We start from the raw sequence: 19,504 nt of genomic DNA, 5'->3' as shown, positions 1-19,504 counted from the left end.
AATTATTGAGAATCGCAGATTACTTCGCCACCGGGCTTTGAGCGATTCCTAGGTCAACGACCTCTTGAGCAATTTTCTTCGCATCGGCTGATCGCACAGGCTCAGACGGGAACAATACCCTGCGGTAGTACTCAAGTTCCTGGATTGATTCCAGGATGTCGGCCAGTGCTCTGTGTCCGCCATGCTTTTGCGGGGATTCCGCATAGGCACCCATGTACCAACGCTTAGCGAGTTCTTTAATAGAGGACACATCGACGAGGCGATAGTGCAGGTGATCAATGACCTCGGGCATGTTCGCTTCAAGGAACATCTTGTCAGTTCCTACAGAGTTGCCTGCGAGGATCGCTTTGCCCTTTGTCGGAACGAAGGACTTGATGTAGTCGAGAACCTGGGTGGTGGCCTCCTCCATTGTCAGTCCTTGAGCCAATTCGTCGAGAAGTCCCGACGTGGTGTGCATGTTGCGCACAAAATCATTCATCTGATCCAGGGCTTCTTGGGAAGGCTTAATGAGGACATCAATACCTGGATCCACAATCTTGAGGTTTGCGTCGGTAATGACGACGGCAACCTCAATGAGGGCATCCTTGGTTGCGTCCAGTCCGGTCATTTCGCAGTCGATCCACACCAGCGGATCTTTGATAGTCGAAGTCACACGCCAAGTGTATGCCCCTGACCGACAGATGATCGCTGCGCGGTCCGTGGAGTGTCTCCCACTAAACTCGCACAGCAGATAGACACCCCAGGAGTGAACATGTGCCCAGCCCACGAACTAACCCCAGCCCGCCTCAACGACATCACTCAGGCAGCGCAGGCTCTCCAAGGCGTCGTTCATCGCACCCACCTCGACCTCAGCGACCGGTTGAGCGACCGCCTCGGCGTTGACGTTTACCTCAAGCGCGAGGACCAGCAGCGTTGCCGCTCTTTTAAGGTGCGCGGCGCATTCTCTCGAATGGTGCAACTTACGGGAGCTGAACGGGAAAAGGGTGTCGTGTGTGCGTCGGCAGGCAACCACGCGCAGGGTGTTGCCTTTGCCTGCGCACGCTTGAGGATCCGGGGCACGATCTATCTGCCTTCCAATACTCCTCGTCAAAAGCGTGCTCGGATTGCTTCCATCGGTAGCGAGTGGGTTGAGCAGGTCATTGTTGACGGCACTTTCGACCGTGCCAATGCGTTGGCGCAAGAAAGCGCACGAGTTTCAGGAAGAATTTTCGTCCCTCCCTACGATGATCCGTTGACTATTGCGGGCCAGGGGACCGTCGGCGTGGAACTCATTGATCAGATGCCTGACGACACAGCGGCCGTCCTCGTCCCTATCGGTGGAGGAGGTTTGATCGCGGGGATAGCCACGTATCTGCATCACATGCGCCCAGGAATCAAAGTTATCGGTGTTGAACCCGAGGGTGCACCTTCGATGCGCGCCGCCATGGATGCCGGAATGCCCGTCACCCTCGATCGTGTTGATCCTTTCGTTGATGGAACTGCCGTCGGACGGGCGGGAACTTTGCCATTCGATGCGGTTATGAAGTACGTCGATGACGTGGTCGTAATCTCCGAGGGCGCAGTTTGCACCGAAATGCTGGGCCTATACCAAACCGATGGCGTTATTGCGGAACCAGCAGGAGCCCTCGCATCCGCTGCGGCTGCCGAATATTTGTCAACGCCGCAACAACGCCAGGAGCTACTGGGAACTACCACAGGTTCCATCGTGTGCATTGTTTCTGGTGGCAACAATGACTTAACGCGCTATGCCGAGGTCCAAGAGCGTTCCCTGCGCCACGAAGGCCTACGCCACTACTTCCTCGTAACGTTCCCACAGCAACCCGGCGCCCTACGGCTCTTCCTCGAAGAAGTCCTCGGCCCAAGCGACGACATCGTTCACTTTGAATACACCAAGAAGAACAACCGAGAATCTGGGCCCGCCCTCGTCGGAATTGATATTGCGGCAAAGGAAGACATTACGGGCCTGCGCCAGAGGATGGAGACCTCTCCCCTACACGTTGAGGAACTTCAGGCAGACTCGGAGATCTTCCGCTTGCTCATTTGAACCTTCACTTCCCAGACGGGAGTGGAATCAGCACGGAAGTTGCGCGCTTGTAGCGCTGATAGTCGGTGCGATCGCCCCACTTGCGATCAGCTTTCTTTTCCAGCAGTGGAATGCCTGAAACGCGGGTGAGCAGGAAGACCACGAAGAACGGCGAAAGAACCGCCACCCACTGCCAGCCTTGAAGCACCGGGGCAACAATGATGAAGGTACCGATCCAGAGCAGGATTTCGCCAAAATAGTTCGAGTGTCGCGACCAGGACAATCTACAATCACCTACCAACCGCCAAACAGCTGCCTGATACGGTCACCGCTCAAGCAGCCAGCGAATGGACAGGCGTGTTGATGAGGTGGACTCCGGGAGTGACGTTGAAACGATATCCCTGTCCACGAACGGTCGAAATGACATCCGGAACAGCTTCGAGCTTCTTGCGAAGGCGTCGGATATGTGCGTCAACCGTACGGGAATCGGAGTCGAGCCCCGAGCCGTTCCAGACAGTTTCGAAGAGTTCTTGCCTGGAGACGGGCCGATCAGCGTTGGATGCCAAGTATGCGAGTAGTTGGTATTCCTTGCCACATAGGGAAGCGTCTTGCCCGCCGATGGTCACGATGCGCTGGTCGAGGTTGATCTCAAGCAGATTCGAGCTGAGTTTAAGGCCTGCGAGGATGTCAAGGAATTCGTCGAAAGTGGTTTGTGCAGCCTCGTTGATCGAGGAGGTGGCTGCGACGGGAGTGTTGACCAGAGTCATGGTGTGTATCCGATTCTTTGGTGCCGCACGCACACACATTCCTCGTGTGGCTAGATCACTGCGGCAGTGATTGACAGGGATTTGGGAGCGTCAATCACATACACATTCGCGCACGCATGTCGCCGCACATGGGGCGGCACATCGGGTTCGCGAAAGCACTCATGGGCCATAGTCTGTTCCACCGGAGCAAGCCGAGTCAATTCGCCTTCCAGAATGTGGGACTGTGTAACAAACGACCTCAGTCGAGTTGAGACATTTAATCAATCAACCTAAGCCCAAACACCCTTTACTTAGGGCTGCCTTATATGTTAAAAGTGAGATGCATTCTCAAATGGCATAAACCTAGTCAGGAACAACATGACCAACCAAGCGAACAACATTCGCACATCCTCACGTTCCGGTTTAAGAGATTCAGTGCTTGGAACTCGAAACCTCATGACCATCGCCGCACTGTCTGTCGTTGGCTCCCTAGTGGTTGTGCCCCTGAGCATCTTCACACCTGTATTCGCAACCACTCCGCGTGCACTCGTCATCCTGTGCGCAATCATGGGCGCTTGGTATGTGGCCTACCTTCTGCCCGGTGTCTTTGTCCGCAAGCCTGGAGCCTTCATCATTGCAGGCCTACTCATGGGAATTGTCTGTACTTTCACCACGCCTTTAGGTCCTGGTGCCATCATCGGCAACGTCATTGGAGCAGCATTCCTCGAAATCCCAATGCTTGTTTTTCTTTATAGAAAATGGACATGGTGGACATACGCTTTGGGAGCAACAATTTTTGGAGCCTTCAACGCTGGAATGTACGGCACCGCCTACGGGGTTTCCCAAACAAGCACCCAATTTGTTCTCGGAATCGTCTGCTCGATAGCTTCCTGTTACATCACACTTGCACTTGTCCTTCTTCTCCGCCGCTCATTGACGCGCGCCAGGCTCGGGATTAGCCAGTGAGTACCGCCGCTGCGCAACTGGCCAACATCCAAGTCCGCTATCACGGCACTGGCAGATGGATCCCCCGCACTCCCATCACTGCCGACATCCCAGCCGGTTCTTCCACAGTCATCATCGGTCCATCCGGGTGTGGAAAGTCGACTCTTGCACTGACACTCAACGGAGCAATCCCGCACTCAATTCCATCCGATTATTCCGGATCGCTCACCGTAACCGGCTCAGAAGTCGCAGAAACTGACGTCACACAGTTGGCCCGCAGCGTCGCTCTCGTCATGCAGGATCCAGACGCACAAATCGTGACATCACGGGTGTGGGATGAGGTTTGCTTCGCCCTAGAAAACCTGTGCCTACCGACCGAAGAGATCGACTCGCGCGCTGCCTACACTCTGAAACTGTTACAAATCGAGCATCTAGCAGATCGAGACCCCTGGACTCTATCCGGCGGGCAACGCCAACGAGTCGTGCTCGCGGGTGCCCTCGCGCAGAAACCGGACATCCTCGTCCTCGACGAACCAACAGCAAACCTCGATCCAGTAGCCGCAGCAGGCTTTTACAAAGCCGTCGGCGGCCTCGTCAACGAGGGAATGACCGTTGTCATTATCGAGCACAACCTCGACGATCTCATCGAATTCATCACTCACGTCATTGCACTTGACTCCGAGGGAAGGATCATCACTCAAGGAAGCCCCGAAGAAGTATTTTCCAACCATGCGCTCGAACTCATCGAAGCGGGCATACGCCTGCCTTCTCCCACTCGCTTGGGAATACTGCTGGATGCCATCCCTTACCCAATCACCCGCCATCAGGCGATAGACGCCATCAAGAAAAGGAATTCCTCACTTCACGCCACGGGAGGGACAAACCGCGAGGAGCTCAACAGCGCCGAACCCGTGAACTCGCAGACCCGGCCTAGCAACAAACGCGAAATAATCAAAGCGCGCGGACTGCGGGTAGCGCGATCGGGTAGAAACATCCTTAGCGATATCAATCTATCGATTAACGCTCAGCAGATGGTTGCTCTTATCGGAGCCAACGGATCAGGCAAATCGACTCTTCTGCGGACCCTTGCTGGCCTCGAGCGCCCTAGAAGCGGCACAGTGTCATTTTCTTCACCAGGACAGGCTTTCAAAGCGCGTAGGTCACACCTAAACACATCATGCACGCTGGTGACACAGAACCCTGAACATCAGTTCGTCACATCCGATGTGCGTGCCGAACTATCCCACTCCATGAGGATTGCCCGGCATCCACACGACGAGATCAACCGGACGGTTGAACGACTTCTAGCCGAGTATGCGCTCGACAATGTCGCCCATCACAACCCATTCACGTTGTCAGGTGGGCAGAAACGTCGCCTGAGTGTTGCAGCAGCTTTAACAATTCCCCGCGATTTGCTTCTCCTCGACGAACCAACTTTTGGTCAGGATGCAAACAGCGCGGAGATTCTCATGGGACACATGTGCCAGTTCTGTGGACACGGCGGGGCTGTTCTCTTCGCCACCCATGACCTTGAGCTTGCCGCGTCCTACGCACACCGGATCATTGTTATGAACGACGGAGAGATAGTCGCCGACGGCCCCACCGATTTAATCCTTACCAACATTCAGTTACTCACATCCTGCGGCCTGCTTCCACCTCCCCTAGTCTCCTTAGCCCAGCAGGCCCGTGATCGAGGTGCCAAAGTCGCCCCCTGGATCAGGTGGGAGGACGTCCCCTTAAGAGCAAGGAATCGACCGTGAAAACAACACCTACAGTCCTTCCTCCCCCAAAGAAAATCCGTCCCGGAATAGCTGGTCGCCTAGCTTTTGACCCACTCGCACCCCTAGTTGCGATCCTTCCATTTATTGGAATCATCGGAACGAGCTTGTCGTGGCACCCAGCAATCCCCATTTTCGCCCTCAGTGTGTGCCTCACTGTTCTTACCCAGCCACGCCGCGGGTCAGCAGCCGCCATCGCAATGATCGCTTTCAGCGCTTTGCTCACCTTCGGATTTGCCACCAGCCCAACTCCGACCGCGGTCATCGACACACCCGACGCTGTATCTTTCCTCCCCTGGTTCCCACCAACTCACTGGAACTACGCGCTCAATATCAGCTCACGCATCGGTTCAATCATTAGTCTTGTCATCCTGACAGGTATGTTGTCTGACCCGCAGGAGACAGTCCGCGCCTTTGTCGTACATCTAAAAATGCCCGAACGGATCGGCCAGGCGGGGATCGTAGCACTCAATTTCGGGCATGTTTTGCGGCGTGAACACGCGTCAATTCTCGAAGCACATCTGCTGCGCGGGTCACGCTTCGACCTGCCAATAGTCGAAGTACCTGTTCGTTGGCTGCGTTCGACACCCGCCCTCGTTGCGGCAGCAATCCGACACGCTGAACGCGTCGCCATATCGATGGATTCTCGAGCCTTCGGAGCCTTAGAAAGGCGGACGCACCGCACCCCATTCGCCTGGCGCCACCGCGACACAGTGCTCATTGTGATTGCGTGGACCAGCTCCATCTTCCTTATCCATTCCCTCTGGGACACGGGCTTTGCCTTGATGCCGAACCGAGCTTAAAAATATGACGACATCATCAACACCAGCAGTCACCCTGACAACGCTACTCATGCCACTACGAGGGCGACTTCTAGCAGTATTTTCGTGCGGTTTCCTTTCAGCGGCATTCGCCCTGCTGGCTCCCATCGCAATCACGCATCTGACTCAAACCGCCCTCGATGGAAGTCTGAGCGCGCACAATGCGTGGCAATGGCTCGCCTTGGTACCAATAGGCTTTTTCTCCTCTCATTTCATAGCAATGGGGGCCACCCGATACGCCCACCAGCTAGAGTTCCGATTCCGCCATGAGCTGCGTTCTCGCATCGCCAACCACATTTCTCGTCTCCCCTTAGGTTGGTTCGTCCGAGAGTCCTCCGGAACTGTCCGGACCCTCATCGGGGAAGATGTCACCAAGATCCACACGATCATCGCCCATTTCGGCGCTGATTTGGGAGTTGCATTAGGGACGGTGGCTCTGGGATCAATCTATCTATTTACCCTGTCGTGGCAGTATGCATTGATTGTCATCGGCTGGTTATTGTTGCTCTTCGTCATTTTCGCTGTCGCCATGACATTGAGCCCCGCCAGCGCGATCGCCGAGTTCACCGAAGCTGAGAAAGACCTCGCCTCATCCACCATTGAAATGGTTGACGGAATCGCAACGGTCAAAGCATTCGGTTTATCTGGGGAACTGTTCTCCCGGTTCTCTCGCGCATTGGATCGCTACACGACGGCCTCGTATGAGTGGATGCGCGGCCCCGGAGCGCCAATGGCAATCATCATGGTCTTAATGTCCCCAGCAGGAATGCTTATTCCCGTGATTGGCGGTGCCTGGATGCTGGCCAACACGAATATCATTGCCCCTGTCCTCATTGTCCCCTTCCTTTTGGTTGGTCTGGCCATTCCTGCAGGCTTCCAATCAATCGTCCCTCTGGTTCATCTGCTAACACAGGGACAGGACGCAGCTTCCCGCATCGGCAAGCTCCTTGATTCACCGATCCTGACAGAGCCTGAATTTCCAGCTGAAATTAACGAATCCCAAGCAGCTGACATTGTTTTCGAGGATGTGTCGTTCTGCTACCAGCACGATGGTCCCGAAGTGCTCAGCCACATCAATGCAACCTTCAAGGCAGGTACGGTCACGGCTGTCGTCGGCCCTTCCGGATCAGGAAAATCGACGTTAGTTAAACTCATCGCACGCTTCTGGGACGTGTCCTCAGGCCAAATTTTGCTGTCAGGCGTTCCGATCACTCGCATGACAACGACGCAGCTATTGTCACGATTAGCCTTGGTTCTTCAAGACTGTGGTCTCATGAACGACACCGTTGCGGCAAACATCCGGTTGGGCCGCCCCGACGCAAATATCGATGAAGTCATTGCTGCGGCAACAGCAGCACGAATTCATGACCGGATCATGGCGTTACCCGAAGGATACGATTCTTTGGTGGGTAGCAAGGGCACTCACTTTTCTGGTGGAGAAGCTCAGCGTATTGCGTTGGCCAGGGCTTTCCTCGCCGATTCACCTGTCTTGCTGCTCGATGAGGCAACAGCTCAAGCAGATCCTCATTCAGAACGACGTATTCAAGAGGCTCTAGGAGCTCTGGCGCGAGGACGTACAACGATCGTTATTGCCCACCGTCTGGCCACAATTGTCGATGCGGACCAGATCCTCGTACTCGATGGTGGATGTATCAGCGAGGTTGGAACCCATGACCAGCTCTTAGCTCTTGGAGGAACCTACGCCCAACTATGGGAGGCACAGCTGTGATCTCAAGTCTTTTGCGACTACTCGACTCGGGTCGTTCGTTCGTCATCGTTCTAGTAGCCCACGTCCTGTCGGGGATATTTCAGGGAGTTTCACTTGCCCTGCTGGTTCCGTTCCTCAGCTCTTTCCTATCCTCGGGTCGGCCTGATCTAGTGGCGGCTGCGTGGATTTTTTCGGCTGTCATCCTCTCCGTCGGTTTGTCAATGCTGGGGTCAATCACCGCCTTCAAGGTGGCATCTTTTGACGTGTGCGGAACGATGATTCGCAAGGTCGGCATGCATGTGCAGGAGCTGCCGTTGGGTTGGTTTGATGCTTCCTCAACCGGTCGCGTTGCGACCGCTACCTCAACTAGCGTCTCGACGCTGTCACACCTGCCTTCGATTGTTCTGCCGCAATTGGCATCGATGGGAGGAGCAGGAATTGCAATTCTCATTTCGGCATTGGTGGTTGATTGGCGGATAGCTCTATCGATCGCGATTTGTCTGCCCGTGTCATACGTGGCGCTGCGTTTGTTGGCCCGCACGGTGGTAGCAGAGCACCGTGCGCATGAGCATGCGATGTCCGTGTTATCCTCCCGGATCGTTGAGTTCTCGCAGCTTCAACCTGTTCTGCGTGCTAGCGATGTATTGTCGAATGGTTGGGCTCCGTTGGAGCAAGCATTCACAGATGAGCACGAGGCAACAAGCAGGGCAGGTGCCGCGAAGGGTCCTGCGGGCACCATGTTCCACACAGGCATTCAGGTCAGTATGGTTCTGGCCATCGGAATGGGTGTTTTCGGTCTGTTGGGCGGGACTTTGTCCACTACGACGTTCATAGCATTGGCGTTAATGGCTGCACGTTTTGCCGAGCCAATCGGTATGTTGGCATTCTACGTCGACGCATTGCATGAACAGCAGGTTGCTCTTGACGAAGTTGAGTCGATTACGAGTGCTTCTGTTCTGGATGAGCCAGATGGTGTGTCTGCTGAAAGTCTTGGCGAGCCGTTCGATATTTCTGTGCGAGACATGTCTTTTGGTTATTCGTCTGACCGCCCAGTGTTTGAACGTGTAGATCTGAATGTTCCTGGGCGTTCTGTGACAGCGTTGGTAGGGCCTTCAGGTTGCGGAAAGTCCACTCTGTTGCGGTTGCTCGCCCGTTTCTGGGATGTTGGGGAAGGAAGCGTCTGCGTAGGCGGCCCGGATGTACGTAATGTCTACTCAAATGACCTGATGGCTCAGGTTTCAATGGTGTTCCAAGATGTCTACCTGTTCAACACGTCAATTGAGGAAAACGTCAGGATCGGCCGTGCCAATGCGACTGCTGAGGAAGTGACTGCTGCTGCGAAGCGCGCAGGTTTGACAGAAGTCATTGAACGTCTTCCAGATGGGTGGAACAGCATTGTGGGCGAGGGTGGATGTGCTCTGTCTGGCGGCGAACGTCAGCGGGTAGCAATCGCCCGCGCATTCTTGAAGGATTCACCGATCCTCCTGCTGGACGAGGTGACGAGTGCACTAGACGGGATGAACGAAGCATCGGTAACGAATGCTTTAACTGAGTTGTCGCGTGGTCGCACTGTTGTGGTGATTGCCCACCGTCTATCAACTATCCGTCGCGCAGATCGCATTGTTGTTGTGAACGAGGGCGGGATTGAGGCTGTAGGCACCCATGATGAGCTCTACGAGGCGGGTGGGACCTATAGACAATTCTGGGACGATCAGTCCCACGTGGAACGCTGGCGCATCTCTTCATCGGCTCAGAAGCCGAACGGCTTTTAGCGTTCAGTCCTACGAGATAAAAGCCAGAAAATAGTCCTGTGACGCGATCTGTTTCAAACGCCGCGGCTCAGAGAATCTATCTACGCGTAGTTAAACCCTGATTTCTAAGCGCCCCCGACAGGACTCGAACCTGCAACCATCGGATTAGAAGGCCGGTGCTCTATCCATTGAGCTACGGAGGCACAGCGTCGCATGACACTGATGCCAGCGTAGCCTCTGACACCAAGTCACTCAAAACTACGGACCACGCAGTGTTCATAGCCATAAAAACTCATCACACCAGTCCACTTTTCAACAGTTTGTTGACCAACCGCAAGCAGCTTGCTAAACTCAGCTTTCATCAGACAAAACATCTGATATTGAGGTCCTATGTCAACAATAAAGCAGCCCGAGAAACAGCTAATTCTATCCGTTCTTCAACAACTCGTTGATCCGCTTGTCGCCTCTATCGTCGGTCCTGCAGAGGTTGCACTGCACGACCTTGAACGCCTGCCTCACTCCATTATTGCTATCAGCGGTGATATCACCGGTCGCAGTGTTGGAGATCCTGCTACGGACAAGCTCCTTGAGTCTGCAGTCAGCGGCAAACTTGAGACCAATATTGGGTATCGCACCATCGCTCCCGATGGACGAGATCTACTCTCAACCACCGTTATCGTCCACGATAGCCAAGGCACGCCCGTCGCGGCATTATGCATCAATCGGGATACCACTCCATGGAACGAGATTGGACGGCTCATACAATCAGCAACGGGTACCGAAGACATTGATGTCGCTTCGCCTTTAGCACCATCTACGAAGATGATTGATGAGTCCTTCGTCAAGGACATAGATGAACTTGCTCAGATCCTAATTAATCAGGCTATTAATGCCTGTCCTGTCCCCGTTGATCAAATGCGTAAAGAGCACAAGATCGACATTGTGCGTGTCCTCAAAGACCGTGGATTTTTTCTTCTACGCGACGCTGCCGCTACCGCTGGTCAAGCTCTCCAGTGTACTCGCTACACGATTTATAACTACCTCAATGAGATTGAGCTAGGTCGATGACTAACGATGCTTTTACCCGTCATCTCAACAGATGGGGCACGCACAGCGCTAAGTGGGACCTCCTCGCTGCCGACCTCGGATCCGATGCCATCTGCTTGTCTGTGGCGGACATGGAGTTCACCACGTGTCCAGAGGTTGTTGATGCCGTCATAAAGGCGGCCGAGCACGCTTCCTATGGCTATACCGAGATCTTCCCAGATTTCGCTCAGGCAGCTGCCGGTTGGCAGAGACGCAGACACTCCTGGGATGTTGATCCTAGCCATGTCCACTTTTTCCCACGCGTTGTTCAATGCGTCTCAGCCCTCGTGAATTTTATCCTTCGAGACAAAGAATGCTCCCCTGTCACGGTAGTCAGTCTGAGCCCCGCTTACTCTCCGCTCATCGAAGTGTGCGAAGCCTCAGGGGCCGAGATTCGCCGAGTCGAACTCATCTCTGATGTATCGAGTTCACCAACCATCGATTGGGAATCTCTCGACAAGGCCCTCACTGGTTCGGATTTACTCCTATGGTGTAACCCTCACAATCCAACTGGACGAGTATGGCATCGTGATGAACTGGAGTTCTTGTGCGAAATCGCCAGAAGAAATTCTTTTCTCATTCTGAGCGATGATATCCATGGCGATTTCGAACGCCCCGGGCGCAATCGCTATACCCCACTCGCCACTCTGTGCCCAGACCTATGGGAAGATGGCCGTCTCATTCATTGCGCGTCCCCTGGAAAGACCTTCACCATCGCAGGTCTGGAGGCCACCGCCGTCATCACTACGTCCAAGATGGGAGAGCGGTTGGAAGCCGCTAAGAGGCGTATGGGACTGCATAACCCAAACTATTTTTCTATCCCCGCAAGTATTGCTGCCTGGACCCAGGGTGACCGATGGGTTGACCAGCTCTTAGAGACCATAGACTCGAATATCGTCGCCGCCCGTGAATTGCTCACCAGAGAATTACCCTACGCCCGTGTGCTAGATCCTGACGGCACTTATTTGCTATGGGTCGACGCTCGGCACTACCTCGTTTCCGCTTCTTCTCTCGAAAAAGCGAGTCTCCACTCGCATGTAGCTGTCAGTCCGGGCAAAGACTTCGGCGTTCCATACGAAGGTTTTTGCCGCATCAACGTCGCGCTGCCCAGGAACGAGCTTCTCGAAGGAATCTCTCGCTTAGCAAATGAACTCAGATACTAAGCCAAGATCAGTATCAATTCCAAGGCTGATGTGCAGACACACAGACTTAATGAAAACTCTGCCAGCCACTTGTTAATCCCCTCATGAAAGGACAATGATGTCGCAATCATCCCACGGCGCTACTAAGCTCACGCAAGATACTGAGCATCGACGCCCAACACTCCTTATCGCAGCAATGCCCGTCATTACTCTCATCGTCTTACTTGGTGGCGGATACATCTTCGCCGAACTTCCCGTAGAACCTCTTCTCATTGCATCGGCTGTTGTAGCCGGTATTGTGGCTCGGCACCTCGGGTACTTGTGGGAAGAAATCATGAGCTCCATCGCAGACAAAATTGCCAAGACGATGCCGGCTGTTCTAATTCTTATTAGCGTTGGCATGCTCATCGGCACATGGATGGCTGGCGGCACGATCCCTATGCTTATCTACTACGGCCTGAAGATAATCAACCCTCAGTACTTGGCTCTGATTGCCTTGGTTGTCACCGCAATTGTTTCGCTGTGCACAGGTACCTCATGGGGCTCAGCCGGTACCGTAGGTGTCGCATTTATGGGTGTTGCGGTGGGTATGGACGCAAATCTAGCAATGGTCGCTGGCGCAGTCGTTTCGGGAGCTTATTTCGGCGACAAGTTATCACCGCTATCGGACACAACAAATATCGCTTCAATGGCCACCGGCGTCAACCTCTTTACCCACATCAAACACCTGCTATGGACAACCCTTCCGTCCTTTGTTGTTGCAGGCGTTGTCTACTTACTTTTCGGCTTGGGCTTACATGGTGGCGAGGTACCCGTCAAGGTCGGTGAAATCCTCGCAACTCTGGATTCTGCCTTCTCATGGAACCTGATGCTATTGGTACCGATCATCGTTGTGTTGGGCGGCTCCATGTGGAAAAAACCAACGATCCCTGTAATCCTTGTATCGAGCGTAATTGCAATGTTCAATGCTGTGGTTTTCCAGGGCATCTCTTTCAAGGACAGTATTATTTCCTCGGTCAACGGATTCGACATTGAAATGGTCACACGCGACGGTTTCAATGCTGCATCAGTTATCGAAGATGTCACCCGTTTACTTAACCGAGGCGGTATGAATTCAATGATGTCTGTCTTGCTCATCTGTTTCTGTGCGATCACTTTCGCCGGTGTTGTATCGGTATCTGGCTCATTAGACGTTTTGATCTCACATCTACTTAAGCCCATCAAGGGCGCATTCGGACTCATTGCCGCCACTGTGATCACCGGTCTGGCGACTATCGGCATTACATCAAATGGACAAGTTTCTCTGTTGATCCCTGGTGAAATGCTCCGTTCCGAGTACATCAAGCGTGGTTTAGATCCGAAGAACCTGTCACGGACAATTGAAGATTCAGCAACCCTGTGGGAGCCAATTCTGCCTTGGACATCAGCAGGCGCATACATGGCGGGCACTCTCGGCGTAGCAACACTGTCGTACATGCCGTGGGCAATCTGTAACTGGATAGCTATTGGCTTTGCTCTCCTGTGGGGCGCAACGGGTATCGGTATCGCCCGATTGTCGGATGCTGAACTCAAAAATAGGCTCTCTGTCTGATTTATTCCTGGACCCTTCGCCTAGAAAGATTCTCTACGAAACGGTTAGTGCTCGAGGAAGGAATTGCCATAAGCAATCAGGATGTCAAACATTCACAGTTCAGAACCTATCGTTGAAAAACTCTCCCCCGTCAAAGGGTTCAACAAAGGTCAACTGAGAATGCGGCTCAACAATGAGCTCGTTCAGACGATCATTGAAGGGTTTGCCGTAAGGCATGTTCATGTGAGCTTGGAAGGCTTCTTCGTCGCGGTAGATTTCCATGACGAAGAACTTGTGGGGATCGTCCTCGTGTTGGAAGGGTTCGAAACGAATATTGCCGGGTTCTTGATGAACGTTGCGTGCAAGGTCGGCAAGCATGCTTGCGACCTCGTCAGCATTGCCCTGGGTGGCTGTGAACTGTGCGTACAGGATCTTCATTTCTGTCCTCTCCTCAATCGCTCTTGTCAATGCTGCACCGTCGCAGTCTGACCCGATTCTACTTCCCTTACTCCCCTGCGCCGAGAGCAGACTTTTTGGTCAAAATCGCCCATTTTCGGGCCGAAAACGACCATAAGGTCTGCTCTCGACGGGAAGGCAAAAAGAGCATGGAAAAGCCCGACACAAAAGTGCCGGGCTTCTGCAAAAGTCGAGATCAGGCCTCGACGTCCAGCAGACCATTCTTGTACGCCTTCGCCAGACGACGGGGGACGCGGACCTCACGACCGGAAACCTTGATGGTGTTCAGCTCGGTGAGATCTGCCTTCCATGCAGACCGGCGAGTGCGGGTGTTCGCACGGGACATCTTGCGTTTGGGAACTGCCATGTCCTATCCGCTCCTCTTCTCAATCGGATGATTGTCTTCACCGGGAGATCGCCCACAGGCATCTCATGCATTCCGGCAACCCAGAAACTTTAACATGAGTCCTGCCTCTCAACGAAGTCAGGACACCTCTCCAGCGGTGCGATTCTCGTCTCAGCCTTGGCGCGCCTTGAGTCGCGGATTCTTCTTATTAATGACGTACAGGTGACCGCGCCGGCGCACCACCATAGACCCCGGTTGCTTGGCCAGGGAACGAATCGATGCTCGTACTTTCATGTTAGGACTCCTTAATTTCCAGCGTTGGGGCGCGTGCGTTCGCCGTAACGCGCACGGAATTTCTCGACACGGCCAGCGGTGTCAACCAGACGAGATTTACCCGTCCAGAAGGGATGTGAGGCTGAGGAGATTTCAACGTCAACTACGGGGTAGGTATTGCCGTCTTCCCATTCGATGGTTTGCGCAGAGGTCATCGTCGACTTGGTGAGGAACGCAAAGTCGGCTGCACGATCGCGGAACACGATCGGATGGTAGTCGGGGTGGATTCCAGGTTTCATTCATGTGTCCTTGTATTTGAGGCTCGTCGCATTGTTTGAGGCTTACCACGTACGAGGTTCACCAAGACGACTTCGTGACGCCAGGCAGTTCCCCGCGCAGGGCCATCTGCCTAAATTGGACGCGGGACAAACCGAAGTGGCCCAGGTATCCACGAGGGCGGCCGTCACTCACCCCTCGGTTGCGTAGTCGCGTCGGGGAGGCATTGCGGGGCAGGGCGTGCAGGGCAGCCATAGCCTCGTCCCTTTCAGCCTGAGAAAGGTGGGGGTTAACGGAGGCTGCTTTGAGCTCGGCGCGACGCTGCGCATATTTAGCGACGACAGCTTCGCGTTGGATATTGCGAGCGATTTTGGATTTCTTAGCCATCAGCGGGTCTCCACGAATTCAACATGTCGGCGAGCAATCGGGTCATATTTGCGGATCCGAAGACGATCCGGGTTATTGCGTCGGTTCTTGCGGGTCGTGTAACGAAAGCCTGTGCCGGCGGTGGATTGCAAGATGATGATGGGACGCACATCGGCGCTTTTCGATGCCATTAGAACTTCTCCCCTCGGGCGCGCATGTTGGCAACAACGGCTTCAATACCAAGTTTGTCGATGGTTTTGATTCCCCTGGCTGAAACGGTGATGGTGATATTGCGCCCAAGTGAGGGCACCCAGTACCGCTTGGTTTGGACGTTTGGGTCCCAGCGTCGCGAGGTGCGTTTGTGCGAGTGGGAGACGGACTTGCTGAAACTAGGTTTGGTTCCCAGGATTTGGCAGCGCCTGCTCATATTGTTCCCTTCGGGTTGTGCTCATTTGGGTCATGTCGACCGTTCACTAGATTAGTTATAGTATTGATAATCATTTTCATCAAATGTGTGAGACTGAAAGAACATTCAATGAAGCTCTGTGCACTGACGAGCGGCTCTGCCCTGCTCCGATCCGCAGCACTCATGGCGTGCGCCGACCTATCCCCCATCCTCACCGTCGACATCGACGACGAGGGCGTGTCCATGCGTCTGACCAACGGATGGGAAACACTCCAAGACAGCCGCGTACCCTTAGCTCACTCCTGCATCACGTGCTCGCTTCGTGAGGGCATTCTCCCGTTGATCGCTGAACTTAGCGCCGATGGCCTCCAGACTCTAATCCTCGCTCTGCCCGTGGGCGTTGAAGCACTCAACGCTCTGCCTTCAATCTGTGATGCCTGCGAGGAACATCATGCCCTCAACGATGTCACTCTTTCGTCGAACCTCCACCTTGCAGACGCCGACACCGCAGCCTCGGACCTCTTCGAACACGTCCCATTGAACGAGGCCGGCATCGACCTGTTTGAAGGAGACGAGCGTTGCACCGGCGAACTCCTGATGAATGGAGTGGGCTACGCCGACCTCGTCTGTGTCTTGGGTGAAAACCAGCTCGGCCTCGACCTCATCGAGCACCTGCGACCACTCGACACCCTCATGGTCCACCACTTCGACGAACTCACCGAGGACCTTCTCTTCGCTGGCCGCCACGATCCTGACGAAGCCATCGCCCGCATCCATCCGGCCTCCACCCGTGCATGGGGCGGACCTGAGGCGGAAGGCGTGTGGACCCTCGACTTACATTCAGACCGGCCTTTCCATCCCGAGCGTCTCGCCAATGATGCGGCGATGCTTGCACCGCAAGGGGTCTGCGCGCGAGGCTGCTTCTGGATCCCGTCGCGCCCCACAATGGTGGGAACGTGGGAAGTCAGTGGCGGCGGCGCCTCAGTCGGGTCAGCAGGAGAATGGGTGGGCAATGCTTTCACTCACCTGGTCGTTACAGGAACCGGCCCACAGTCAGACAAACAGATGATCCTGGATGCTTTCGAATATCTTTTAATGACCGAAGAAGAAATGACTCAGGCTCTGCAATGGGTGGGCGTCGATGACGGAATGACTTCCTGGTTCGAAGGGTGATCTAGCAGCCTACGCCAACGTATTGAGCCGAATCTGCGTACTCTTGACCCCGGAAGGACCGGCAGACAAGGAGCAGCGATGGCCACGATCGAGACCATCAAAGCAGGCACCCGCATCTGCCATGAGATCGAGATTAAGAAGTCTCGGTTCATTGCCACCATCGCACGCACAGATTCTGTCCAAGACGCGCGCGCCCTCATTGATGAGGTCAAGGCCAGCCACCCGCAAGCCCGTCACAACTGTTCCACCTACCTGATTCACGCCGACGGTCTGAATCCTCAGCAGCATTCCAGCGATGATGGGGAGCCATCTGGCACTGCAGGAACTCCCATGCTTGAGGCCCTGCGACTTGCCGGTGTATGGAATGTGACAGGCGTGGTCACCCGATATTTTGGAGGCATTCTTCTGGGCGGCGGCGGCCTGATCCGCGCCTACTCGTCAGCAGTTTCCGAAGCGTTAGCGCTGTGCCCACGAGCACACCTGGCCGACCTGCACATCTTGGAAACACAACTCAATCCCGGCGACGCTGGGCGCATTGAAGCCGAGTTACGGGCCACCGGCGCCCACGTCCTGGGCACAGACTGGGCCAGCAAAGTCGCGTTACGCATCGGCGTTTACGAGGGCGAGCTGGGATCCTTCGACAATCTCCTGGCCGAGTTGACCAGCGGTGTTGCAAAGTTTCAACACGTGGGCACTGAGCAAATTGAAGTGGACGGCCCCTCCAACCAGGAATAGGGTGGCACACGTGAACGCCATGATCTGCATGAACTTAGGGCCCTGCCACCGTGCGGCCTCGTCCATGGCATCTATCTGCACCTGTCCTAGGGGCGAATGACCCTATTGGGTACACCTCTGTGTGCCGTCATTCGCCCTCGTTGCCGGTCTGAACGGCGCGGCCCACAAGCCGACTTCCCACTTTTCTGAACCCACCCATTTACGGAGAAATTATGTCTCGCATTGCTTCCAACGTCGCCGACCTCATCGGCGGATCTCCCCTCGTCCGCATCAACAAGGTCGCCGGCGAAGGCGTAGACGTCGTCGCCAAGGTTGAAGCCTTTAACCCCGGTTCGTCGGTCAAGGATCGTATTGCCCGTTCGATCATCGATGCCGCTGAGGCTTCCGGCCAGCTCAAGCCCGGGGGCACCATCATCGAAGCCACTTCGGGTAACACCGGTTTGGCTTTGGCCATGGTGGGTGCAGCTCGCGGTTACAAGGTCGTCATTGTCATGCCGTCTTCCATGTCCGTGGAGCGCCGCGTAATCGTGCGCGCCTTTGGTGCAGAACTGGTACTAACTGATGCCAAGGGCGGCGTTTCTGCTGCCGTGGCCGAGGCCGAGCGTATCCGCGATGAGCGTCCCGGCTCGATCATTGCCTCCCAGTTCACCAACCCTGCCAACCCCGCTGCACACGTGGCCACCACCGGCGAGGAAATCTGGGCAGACACCGACGGTCAGATCGACGTCTTCGTTGCTGGTGTGGGCACGGGCGGCACTATCTCTGGTGTGGCCGAGGTGCTCCACCGTCACAACCCCGACATTAAGATCATTGCCGTTCAGCCCGCAGAGTCTCCTCTGCTGTCAGGCGGTCAGCCTTCCCCTCACGGTATCCAGGGCCTCATGCCGAATTTCGTCCCGGATACCTACAACGTCAAGGTCGTTGACGAAGTGATCTCCGTTGCTTCAGACACTGCTATCGAGTTTGCGCGACGCGCTGCCGCCGAAGAGGGCCTACTCGTTGGTATTTCTTCGGGAGCTGCCCTGGCCGGAACCGCTGAGATTGCAGCCCGCCCCGAATTCGCAGGCAAGAAGATCGTCACAGTTTTGCCCGACACCGGTGAGCGTTACCTTTCGACGAAGCTCTTCGAAGACCTTCGCGACTGATCACCCTTTAGACTCGTCCTCGGGACCTCGCTTGATGGGCAAGGACCCGGGGGCGTTTCACCCTCGCAGCCCTCACGATAAGACTGAGAGTCACCCATGCCACTGCTGCCCCGCACGGCCATCCGCCTCTTCAAAGAGGATCTGCAGACCGCCCGCAGGCGCGACCCTGCGGCCACCAGCACCCTTGAGGTTGCATTGGCATATCCGGGGGTTCACGCGCTGTGGGCTCACCGCGTCTCTCACGCCCTGTGGAATCGCGGCGCTCACACGCCCGCGCGCGTCTTGTCTTCCATTAGCCGTACCTTTACCGGCGTGGACATTCACCCGGGCGCCAAGATTGGACGCAGGGTCTTTATCGACCATGCCACCGGCGTCGTCATTGGTGAAACAACTGAGGTTGGCGAGGACGTCGTGATCTTCCACGGCGTAACCCTGGGTGGCGTATCAATGAATCCCGGCAAGCGTCATCCCACTGTGGGATCACATGTGATGATCGGTGCGGGTGCAAAAGTTTTGGGGCCGATCACTTTGGGTGAGGGCGTCAAAGTAGGCGCCAACGCCGTGGTCACAAAGGATGTTCCCTGTGGGAAAGTGGCCATCGGTGTGCCTGCCAAGCTGCGACCCAACCCGGAGAAAAAGCCTGAGGATCAAGATCTGATCGTCGATCCTAACTACTTCTTTGACGAGCCTGAACTCTATATCTGAGCAGGAGTCCTAGCTGAGTCGGAGCCTGAGCTGCACAAATGCCCAGCCCAGGC

General features: G+C 55.1%; 23 protein-coding genes and 1 tRNA gene. 13 read left to right on the top strand and 11 right to left on the bottom strand.

Annotation, left to right across the window (positions count from 1 at the left end):
• Positions 1 to 19 precede the first annotated feature (19 nt).
• Positions 20 to 652, bottom strand: a complete 633-nt coding sequence (gene orn / locus G439_RS0106365; protein WP_022868353.1) for an oligoribonuclease — start codon at positions 650 to 652, stop codon at positions 20 to 22.
• A 99-nt stretch (positions 653 to 751) separates the two neighbouring features.
• Here orn and ilvA point away from each other — a divergent pair, with 99 nt between their 5' ends.
• Positions 752 to 2,044: a threonine ammonia-lyase IlvA gene (gene ilvA / locus G439_RS0106360; RefSeq protein WP_022868352.1), complete on the top strand. Its 1,293-nt coding sequence runs from the start codon at positions 752 to 754 to the stop codon at positions 2,042 to 2,044.
• 4 nt (positions 2,045 to 2,048) lie between these two features.
• Here the strand turns inward: ilvA and G439_RS0106355 are convergent, their stop codons facing one another.
• Positions 2,049 to 2,306, bottom strand: coding sequence for a DUF1295 domain-containing protein (locus tag G439_RS0106355; protein WP_022868351.1), 258 nt, complete (start codon positions 2,304 to 2,306; stop codon positions 2,049 to 2,051).
• A 49-nt stretch (positions 2,307 to 2,355) separates the two neighbouring features.
• Positions 2,356 to 2,790, bottom strand: coding sequence for a winged helix-turn-helix domain-containing protein (locus G439_RS0106350; protein WP_022868350.1), 435 nt, complete (start codon positions 2,788 to 2,790; stop codon positions 2,356 to 2,358).
• Positions 2,791 to 3,147: 357 nt separating this feature from the next.
• Between G439_RS0106350 and G439_RS0106345 the strand changes: the two genes are divergently transcribed.
• Genes G439_RS0106345 through G439_RS11385 form a run of 5 tightly spaced genes read left to right on the top strand, consistent with a single transcriptional unit; the run spans position 3,148 to position 9,793 of the window.
• The gene (locus tag G439_RS0106345) at positions 3,148 to 3,735 is read left to right on the top strand and encodes an ECF transporter S component (RefSeq protein ID WP_022868349.1); all 588 of its coding nucleotides are present in this window, start codon (positions 3,148 to 3,150) and stop codon (positions 3,733 to 3,735) included.
• A complete protein-coding gene (locus G439_RS11390) occupies positions 3,732 to 5,474 on the top strand; it encodes an ABC transporter ATP-binding protein (protein ID WP_022868348.1) in 1,743 nt (580 codons plus the stop codon). The genes G439_RS0106345 and G439_RS11390 overlap by 4 nt, the downstream gene beginning before the upstream one ends.
• Entirely contained in the window at positions 5,471 to 6,295 is an 825-nt protein-coding gene (locus tag G439_RS0106335) for an energy-coupling factor transporter transmembrane component T (RefSeq protein ID WP_022868347.1), read from the top strand. The genes G439_RS11390 and G439_RS0106335 overlap by 4 nt, the downstream gene beginning before the upstream one ends.
• A 4-nt stretch (positions 6,296 to 6,299) precedes the next feature.
• Positions 6,300 to 8,042 carry an ABC transporter ATP-binding protein gene (locus G439_RS0106330; RefSeq protein WP_022868346.1) on the top strand — a complete coding sequence of 581 codons (1,743 nt, stop codon included), beginning with the start codon at positions 6,300 to 6,302 and terminating at the stop codon, positions 8,040 to 8,042.
• Positions 8,024 to 9,793 (top strand): ABC transporter ATP-binding protein, encoded by a 1,770-nt coding sequence (locus G439_RS11385; protein ID WP_022868345.1) that lies wholly within the window; start codon positions 8,024 to 8,026, stop codon positions 9,791 to 9,793. Before G439_RS0106330 ends, G439_RS11385 begins: the two co-directional genes overlap by 19 nt.
• 109 nt (positions 9,794 to 9,902) lie before the next feature.
• On the opposite strand, the gene G439_RS0106320 is transcribed toward G439_RS11385, so the two are convergent.
• Positions 9,903 to 9,975: transfer RNA gene (locus G439_RS0106320), tRNA-Arg, on the bottom strand.
• 187 nt (positions 9,976 to 10,162) lie between these two features.
• Here G439_RS0106320 and G439_RS0106315 point away from each other — a divergent pair.
• The 3 genes from G439_RS0106315 to nhaC all read left to right on the top strand — a co-directional run bounded on the left by G439_RS0106315 (position 10,163) and on the right by nhaC (position 13,591).
• Complete coding sequence (locus tag G439_RS0106315; protein ID WP_022868344.1) at positions 10,163 to 10,840, top strand: helix-turn-helix transcriptional regulator; 678 nt, start codon at positions 10,163 to 10,165, stop codon at positions 10,838 to 10,840.
• Positions 10,837 to 12,021, top strand: a complete 1,185-nt coding sequence (locus tag G439_RS0106310) for a MalY/PatB family protein (protein ID WP_022868343.1) — start codon at positions 10,837 to 10,839, stop codon at positions 12,019 to 12,021. Before G439_RS0106315 ends, G439_RS0106310 begins: the two co-directional genes overlap by 4 nt.
• Before the next feature lie 94 nt (positions 12,022 to 12,115).
• Positions 12,116 to 13,591 carry a Na+/H+ antiporter NhaC gene (nhaC, locus tag G439_RS0106305; protein WP_022868342.1) on the top strand — a complete coding sequence of 492 codons (1,476 nt, stop codon included), beginning with the start codon at positions 12,116 to 12,118 and terminating at the stop codon, positions 13,589 to 13,591.
• Positions 13,592 to 13,690: 99 nt separating this feature from the next.
• On the opposite strand, the gene G439_RS11380 is transcribed toward nhaC, so the two are convergent.
• From G439_RS11380 to rpmB, 7 genes are all read right to left on the bottom strand, one after another.
• The gene (locus tag G439_RS11380; protein ID WP_022868341.1) at positions 13,691 to 14,008 is read right to left on the bottom strand and encodes a putative quinol monooxygenase; all 318 of its coding nucleotides are present in this window, start codon (positions 14,006 to 14,008) and stop codon (positions 13,691 to 13,693) included.
• Positions 14,009 to 14,222: 214 nt separating this feature from the next.
• Positions 14,223 to 14,393: a 50S ribosomal protein L32 gene (gene rpmF / locus G439_RS0106295; protein WP_022868340.1), complete on the bottom strand. Its 171-nt coding sequence runs from the start codon at positions 14,391 to 14,393 to the stop codon at positions 14,223 to 14,225.
• Positions 14,394 to 14,543: 150 nt separating this feature from the next.
• Positions 14,544 to 14,666, bottom strand: a complete 123-nt coding sequence (gene ykgO, locus G439_RS0106290; RefSeq protein WP_022868339.1) for a type B 50S ribosomal protein L36 — start codon at positions 14,664 to 14,666, stop codon at positions 14,544 to 14,546.
• 11 nt (positions 14,667 to 14,677) lie between these two features.
• Positions 14,678 to 14,944 carry a type B 50S ribosomal protein L31 gene (locus G439_RS0106285; protein ID WP_022868338.1) on the bottom strand — a complete coding sequence of 89 codons (267 nt, stop codon included), beginning with the start codon at positions 14,942 to 14,944 and terminating at the stop codon, positions 14,678 to 14,680.
• 58 nt (positions 14,945 to 15,002) lie between these two features.
• Complete coding sequence (gene rpsN, locus G439_RS0106280) at positions 15,003 to 15,308, bottom strand: 30S ribosomal protein S14 (RefSeq protein ID WP_022868337.1); 306 nt, start codon at positions 15,306 to 15,308, stop codon at positions 15,003 to 15,005.
• A complete protein-coding gene (gene rpmG, locus G439_RS0106275; RefSeq protein ID WP_022868336.1) occupies positions 15,308 to 15,478 on the bottom strand; it encodes a 50S ribosomal protein L33 in 171 nt (56 codons plus the stop codon). Before rpmG ends, rpsN begins: the two co-directional genes overlap by 1 nt.
• Complete coding sequence (gene rpmB / locus G439_RS0106270; RefSeq protein WP_022868335.1) at positions 15,478 to 15,714, bottom strand: 50S ribosomal protein L28; 237 nt, start codon at positions 15,712 to 15,714, stop codon at positions 15,478 to 15,480. The genes rpmG and rpmB overlap by 1 nt, the downstream gene beginning before the upstream one ends.
• A 108-nt stretch (positions 15,715 to 15,822) precedes the next feature.
• Between rpmB and G439_RS11375 the strand changes: the two genes are divergently transcribed.
• The 4 genes from G439_RS11375 (at position 15,823) to cysE (ending at position 19,451) form a co-directional block, all read left to right on the top strand.
• On the top strand, positions 15,823 to 16,866 hold the full coding sequence (locus G439_RS11375) for a GTP-binding protein (RefSeq protein ID WP_022868334.1): 1,044 nt from the start codon (positions 15,823 to 15,825) through the stop codon (positions 16,864 to 16,866).
• Between the two features lie 78 nt (positions 16,867 to 16,944).
• Positions 16,945 to 17,601, top strand: coding sequence for an IMPACT family protein (locus G439_RS0106260; RefSeq protein ID WP_022868333.1), 657 nt, complete (start codon positions 16,945 to 16,947; stop codon positions 17,599 to 17,601).
• 212 nt (positions 17,602 to 17,813) lie between these two features.
• Positions 17,814 to 18,746: a cysteine synthase A gene (gene cysK, locus G439_RS0106255; protein WP_022868332.1), complete on the top strand. Its 933-nt coding sequence runs from the start codon at positions 17,814 to 17,816 to the stop codon at positions 18,744 to 18,746.
• A 96-nt stretch (positions 18,747 to 18,842) separates the two neighbouring features.
• The gene (gene cysE / locus G439_RS0106250; RefSeq protein WP_022868331.1) at positions 18,843 to 19,451 is read left to right on the top strand and encodes a serine O-acetyltransferase; all 609 of its coding nucleotides are present in this window, start codon (positions 18,843 to 18,845) and stop codon (positions 19,449 to 19,451) included.
• Positions 19,452 to 19,504: the final 53 nt, after the last annotated feature.

Origin of the sequence: Schaalia vaccimaxillae DSM 15804, from assembly GCF_000420425.1 — a bacterium.
GTDB classification, from domain to species: domain Bacteria; phylum Actinomycetota; class Actinomycetes; order Actinomycetales; family Actinomycetaceae; genus Pauljensenia; species Pauljensenia vaccimaxillae.
This window is presented reverse-complemented; position numbering and strand designations above follow the sequence as displayed.

Excerpts from the sequence above, each read along its gene's own strand:
- ilvA (WP_022868352.1), top strand. The coding sequence starts at position 752 with ATGTGCCCAGCCCACGAACTAACCCCAGCCCGCCTCAACGACATCACT.
- rpsN (WP_022868337.1), bottom strand. The coding sequence starts at position 15,308 with ATGGCTAAGAAATCCAAAATCGCTCGCAATATCCAACGCGAAGCTGTC.
- G439_RS0106315 (WP_022868344.1), top strand. The coding sequence starts at position 10,163 with ATGTCAACAATAAAGCAGCCCGAGAAACAGCTAATTCTATCCGTTCTT.
- G439_RS0106345 (WP_022868349.1), top strand. The coding sequence starts at position 3,148 with ATGACCAACCAAGCGAACAACATTCGCACATCCTCACGTTCCGGTTTA.
- rpmF (WP_022868340.1), bottom strand. The coding sequence starts at position 14,393 with ATGGCAGTTCCCAAACGCAAGATGTCCCGTGCGAACACCCGCACTCGC.
- cysE (WP_022868331.1), top strand. The coding sequence starts at position 18,843 with ATGCCACTGCTGCCCCGCACGGCCATCCGCCTCTTCAAAGAGGATCTG.
- G439_RS11375 (WP_022868334.1), top strand. The coding sequence starts at position 15,823 with ATGAAGCTCTGTGCACTGACGAGCGGCTCTGCCCTGCTCCGATCCGCA.
- G439_RS11380 (WP_022868341.1), bottom strand. The coding sequence starts at position 14,008 with ATGAAGATCCTGTACGCACAGTTCACAGCCACCCAGGGCAATGCTGAC.
- G439_RS0106330 (WP_022868346.1), top strand. The coding sequence starts at position 6,300 with ATGACGACATCATCAACACCAGCAGTCACCCTGACAACGCTACTCATG.
- G439_RS0106260 (WP_022868333.1), top strand. The coding sequence starts at position 16,945 with ATGGCCACGATCGAGACCATCAAAGCAGGCACCCGCATCTGCCATGAG.
- G439_RS0106310 (WP_022868343.1), top strand. The coding sequence starts at position 10,837 with ATGACTAACGATGCTTTTACCCGTCATCTCAACAGATGGGGCACGCAC.
- G439_RS0106285 (WP_022868338.1), bottom strand. The coding sequence starts at position 14,944 with ATGAAACCTGGAATCCACCCCGACTACCATCCGATCGTGTTCCGCGAT.
- rpmB (WP_022868335.1), bottom strand. The coding sequence starts at position 15,714 with ATGAGCAGGCGCTGCCAAATCCTGGGAACCAAACCTAGTTTCAGCAAG.
- G439_RS11385 (WP_022868345.1), top strand. The coding sequence starts at position 8,024 with ATGGGAGGCACAGCTGTGATCTCAAGTCTTTTGCGACTACTCGACTCG.
- ykgO (WP_022868339.1), bottom strand. The coding sequence starts at position 14,666 with ATGAAAGTACGAGCATCGATTCGTTCCCTGGCCAAGCAACCGGGGTCT.
- cysK (WP_022868332.1), top strand. The coding sequence starts at position 17,814 with ATGTCTCGCATTGCTTCCAACGTCGCCGACCTCATCGGCGGATCTCCC.
- G439_RS0106350 (WP_022868350.1), bottom strand. The coding sequence starts at position 2,790 with ATGACTCTGGTCAACACTCCCGTCGCAGCCACCTCCTCGATCAACGAG.
- nhaC (WP_022868342.1), top strand. The coding sequence starts at position 12,116 with ATGATGTCGCAATCATCCCACGGCGCTACTAAGCTCACGCAAGATACT.
- rpmG (WP_022868336.1), bottom strand. The coding sequence starts at position 15,478 with ATGGCATCGAAAAGCGCCGATGTGCGTCCCATCATCATCTTGCAATCC.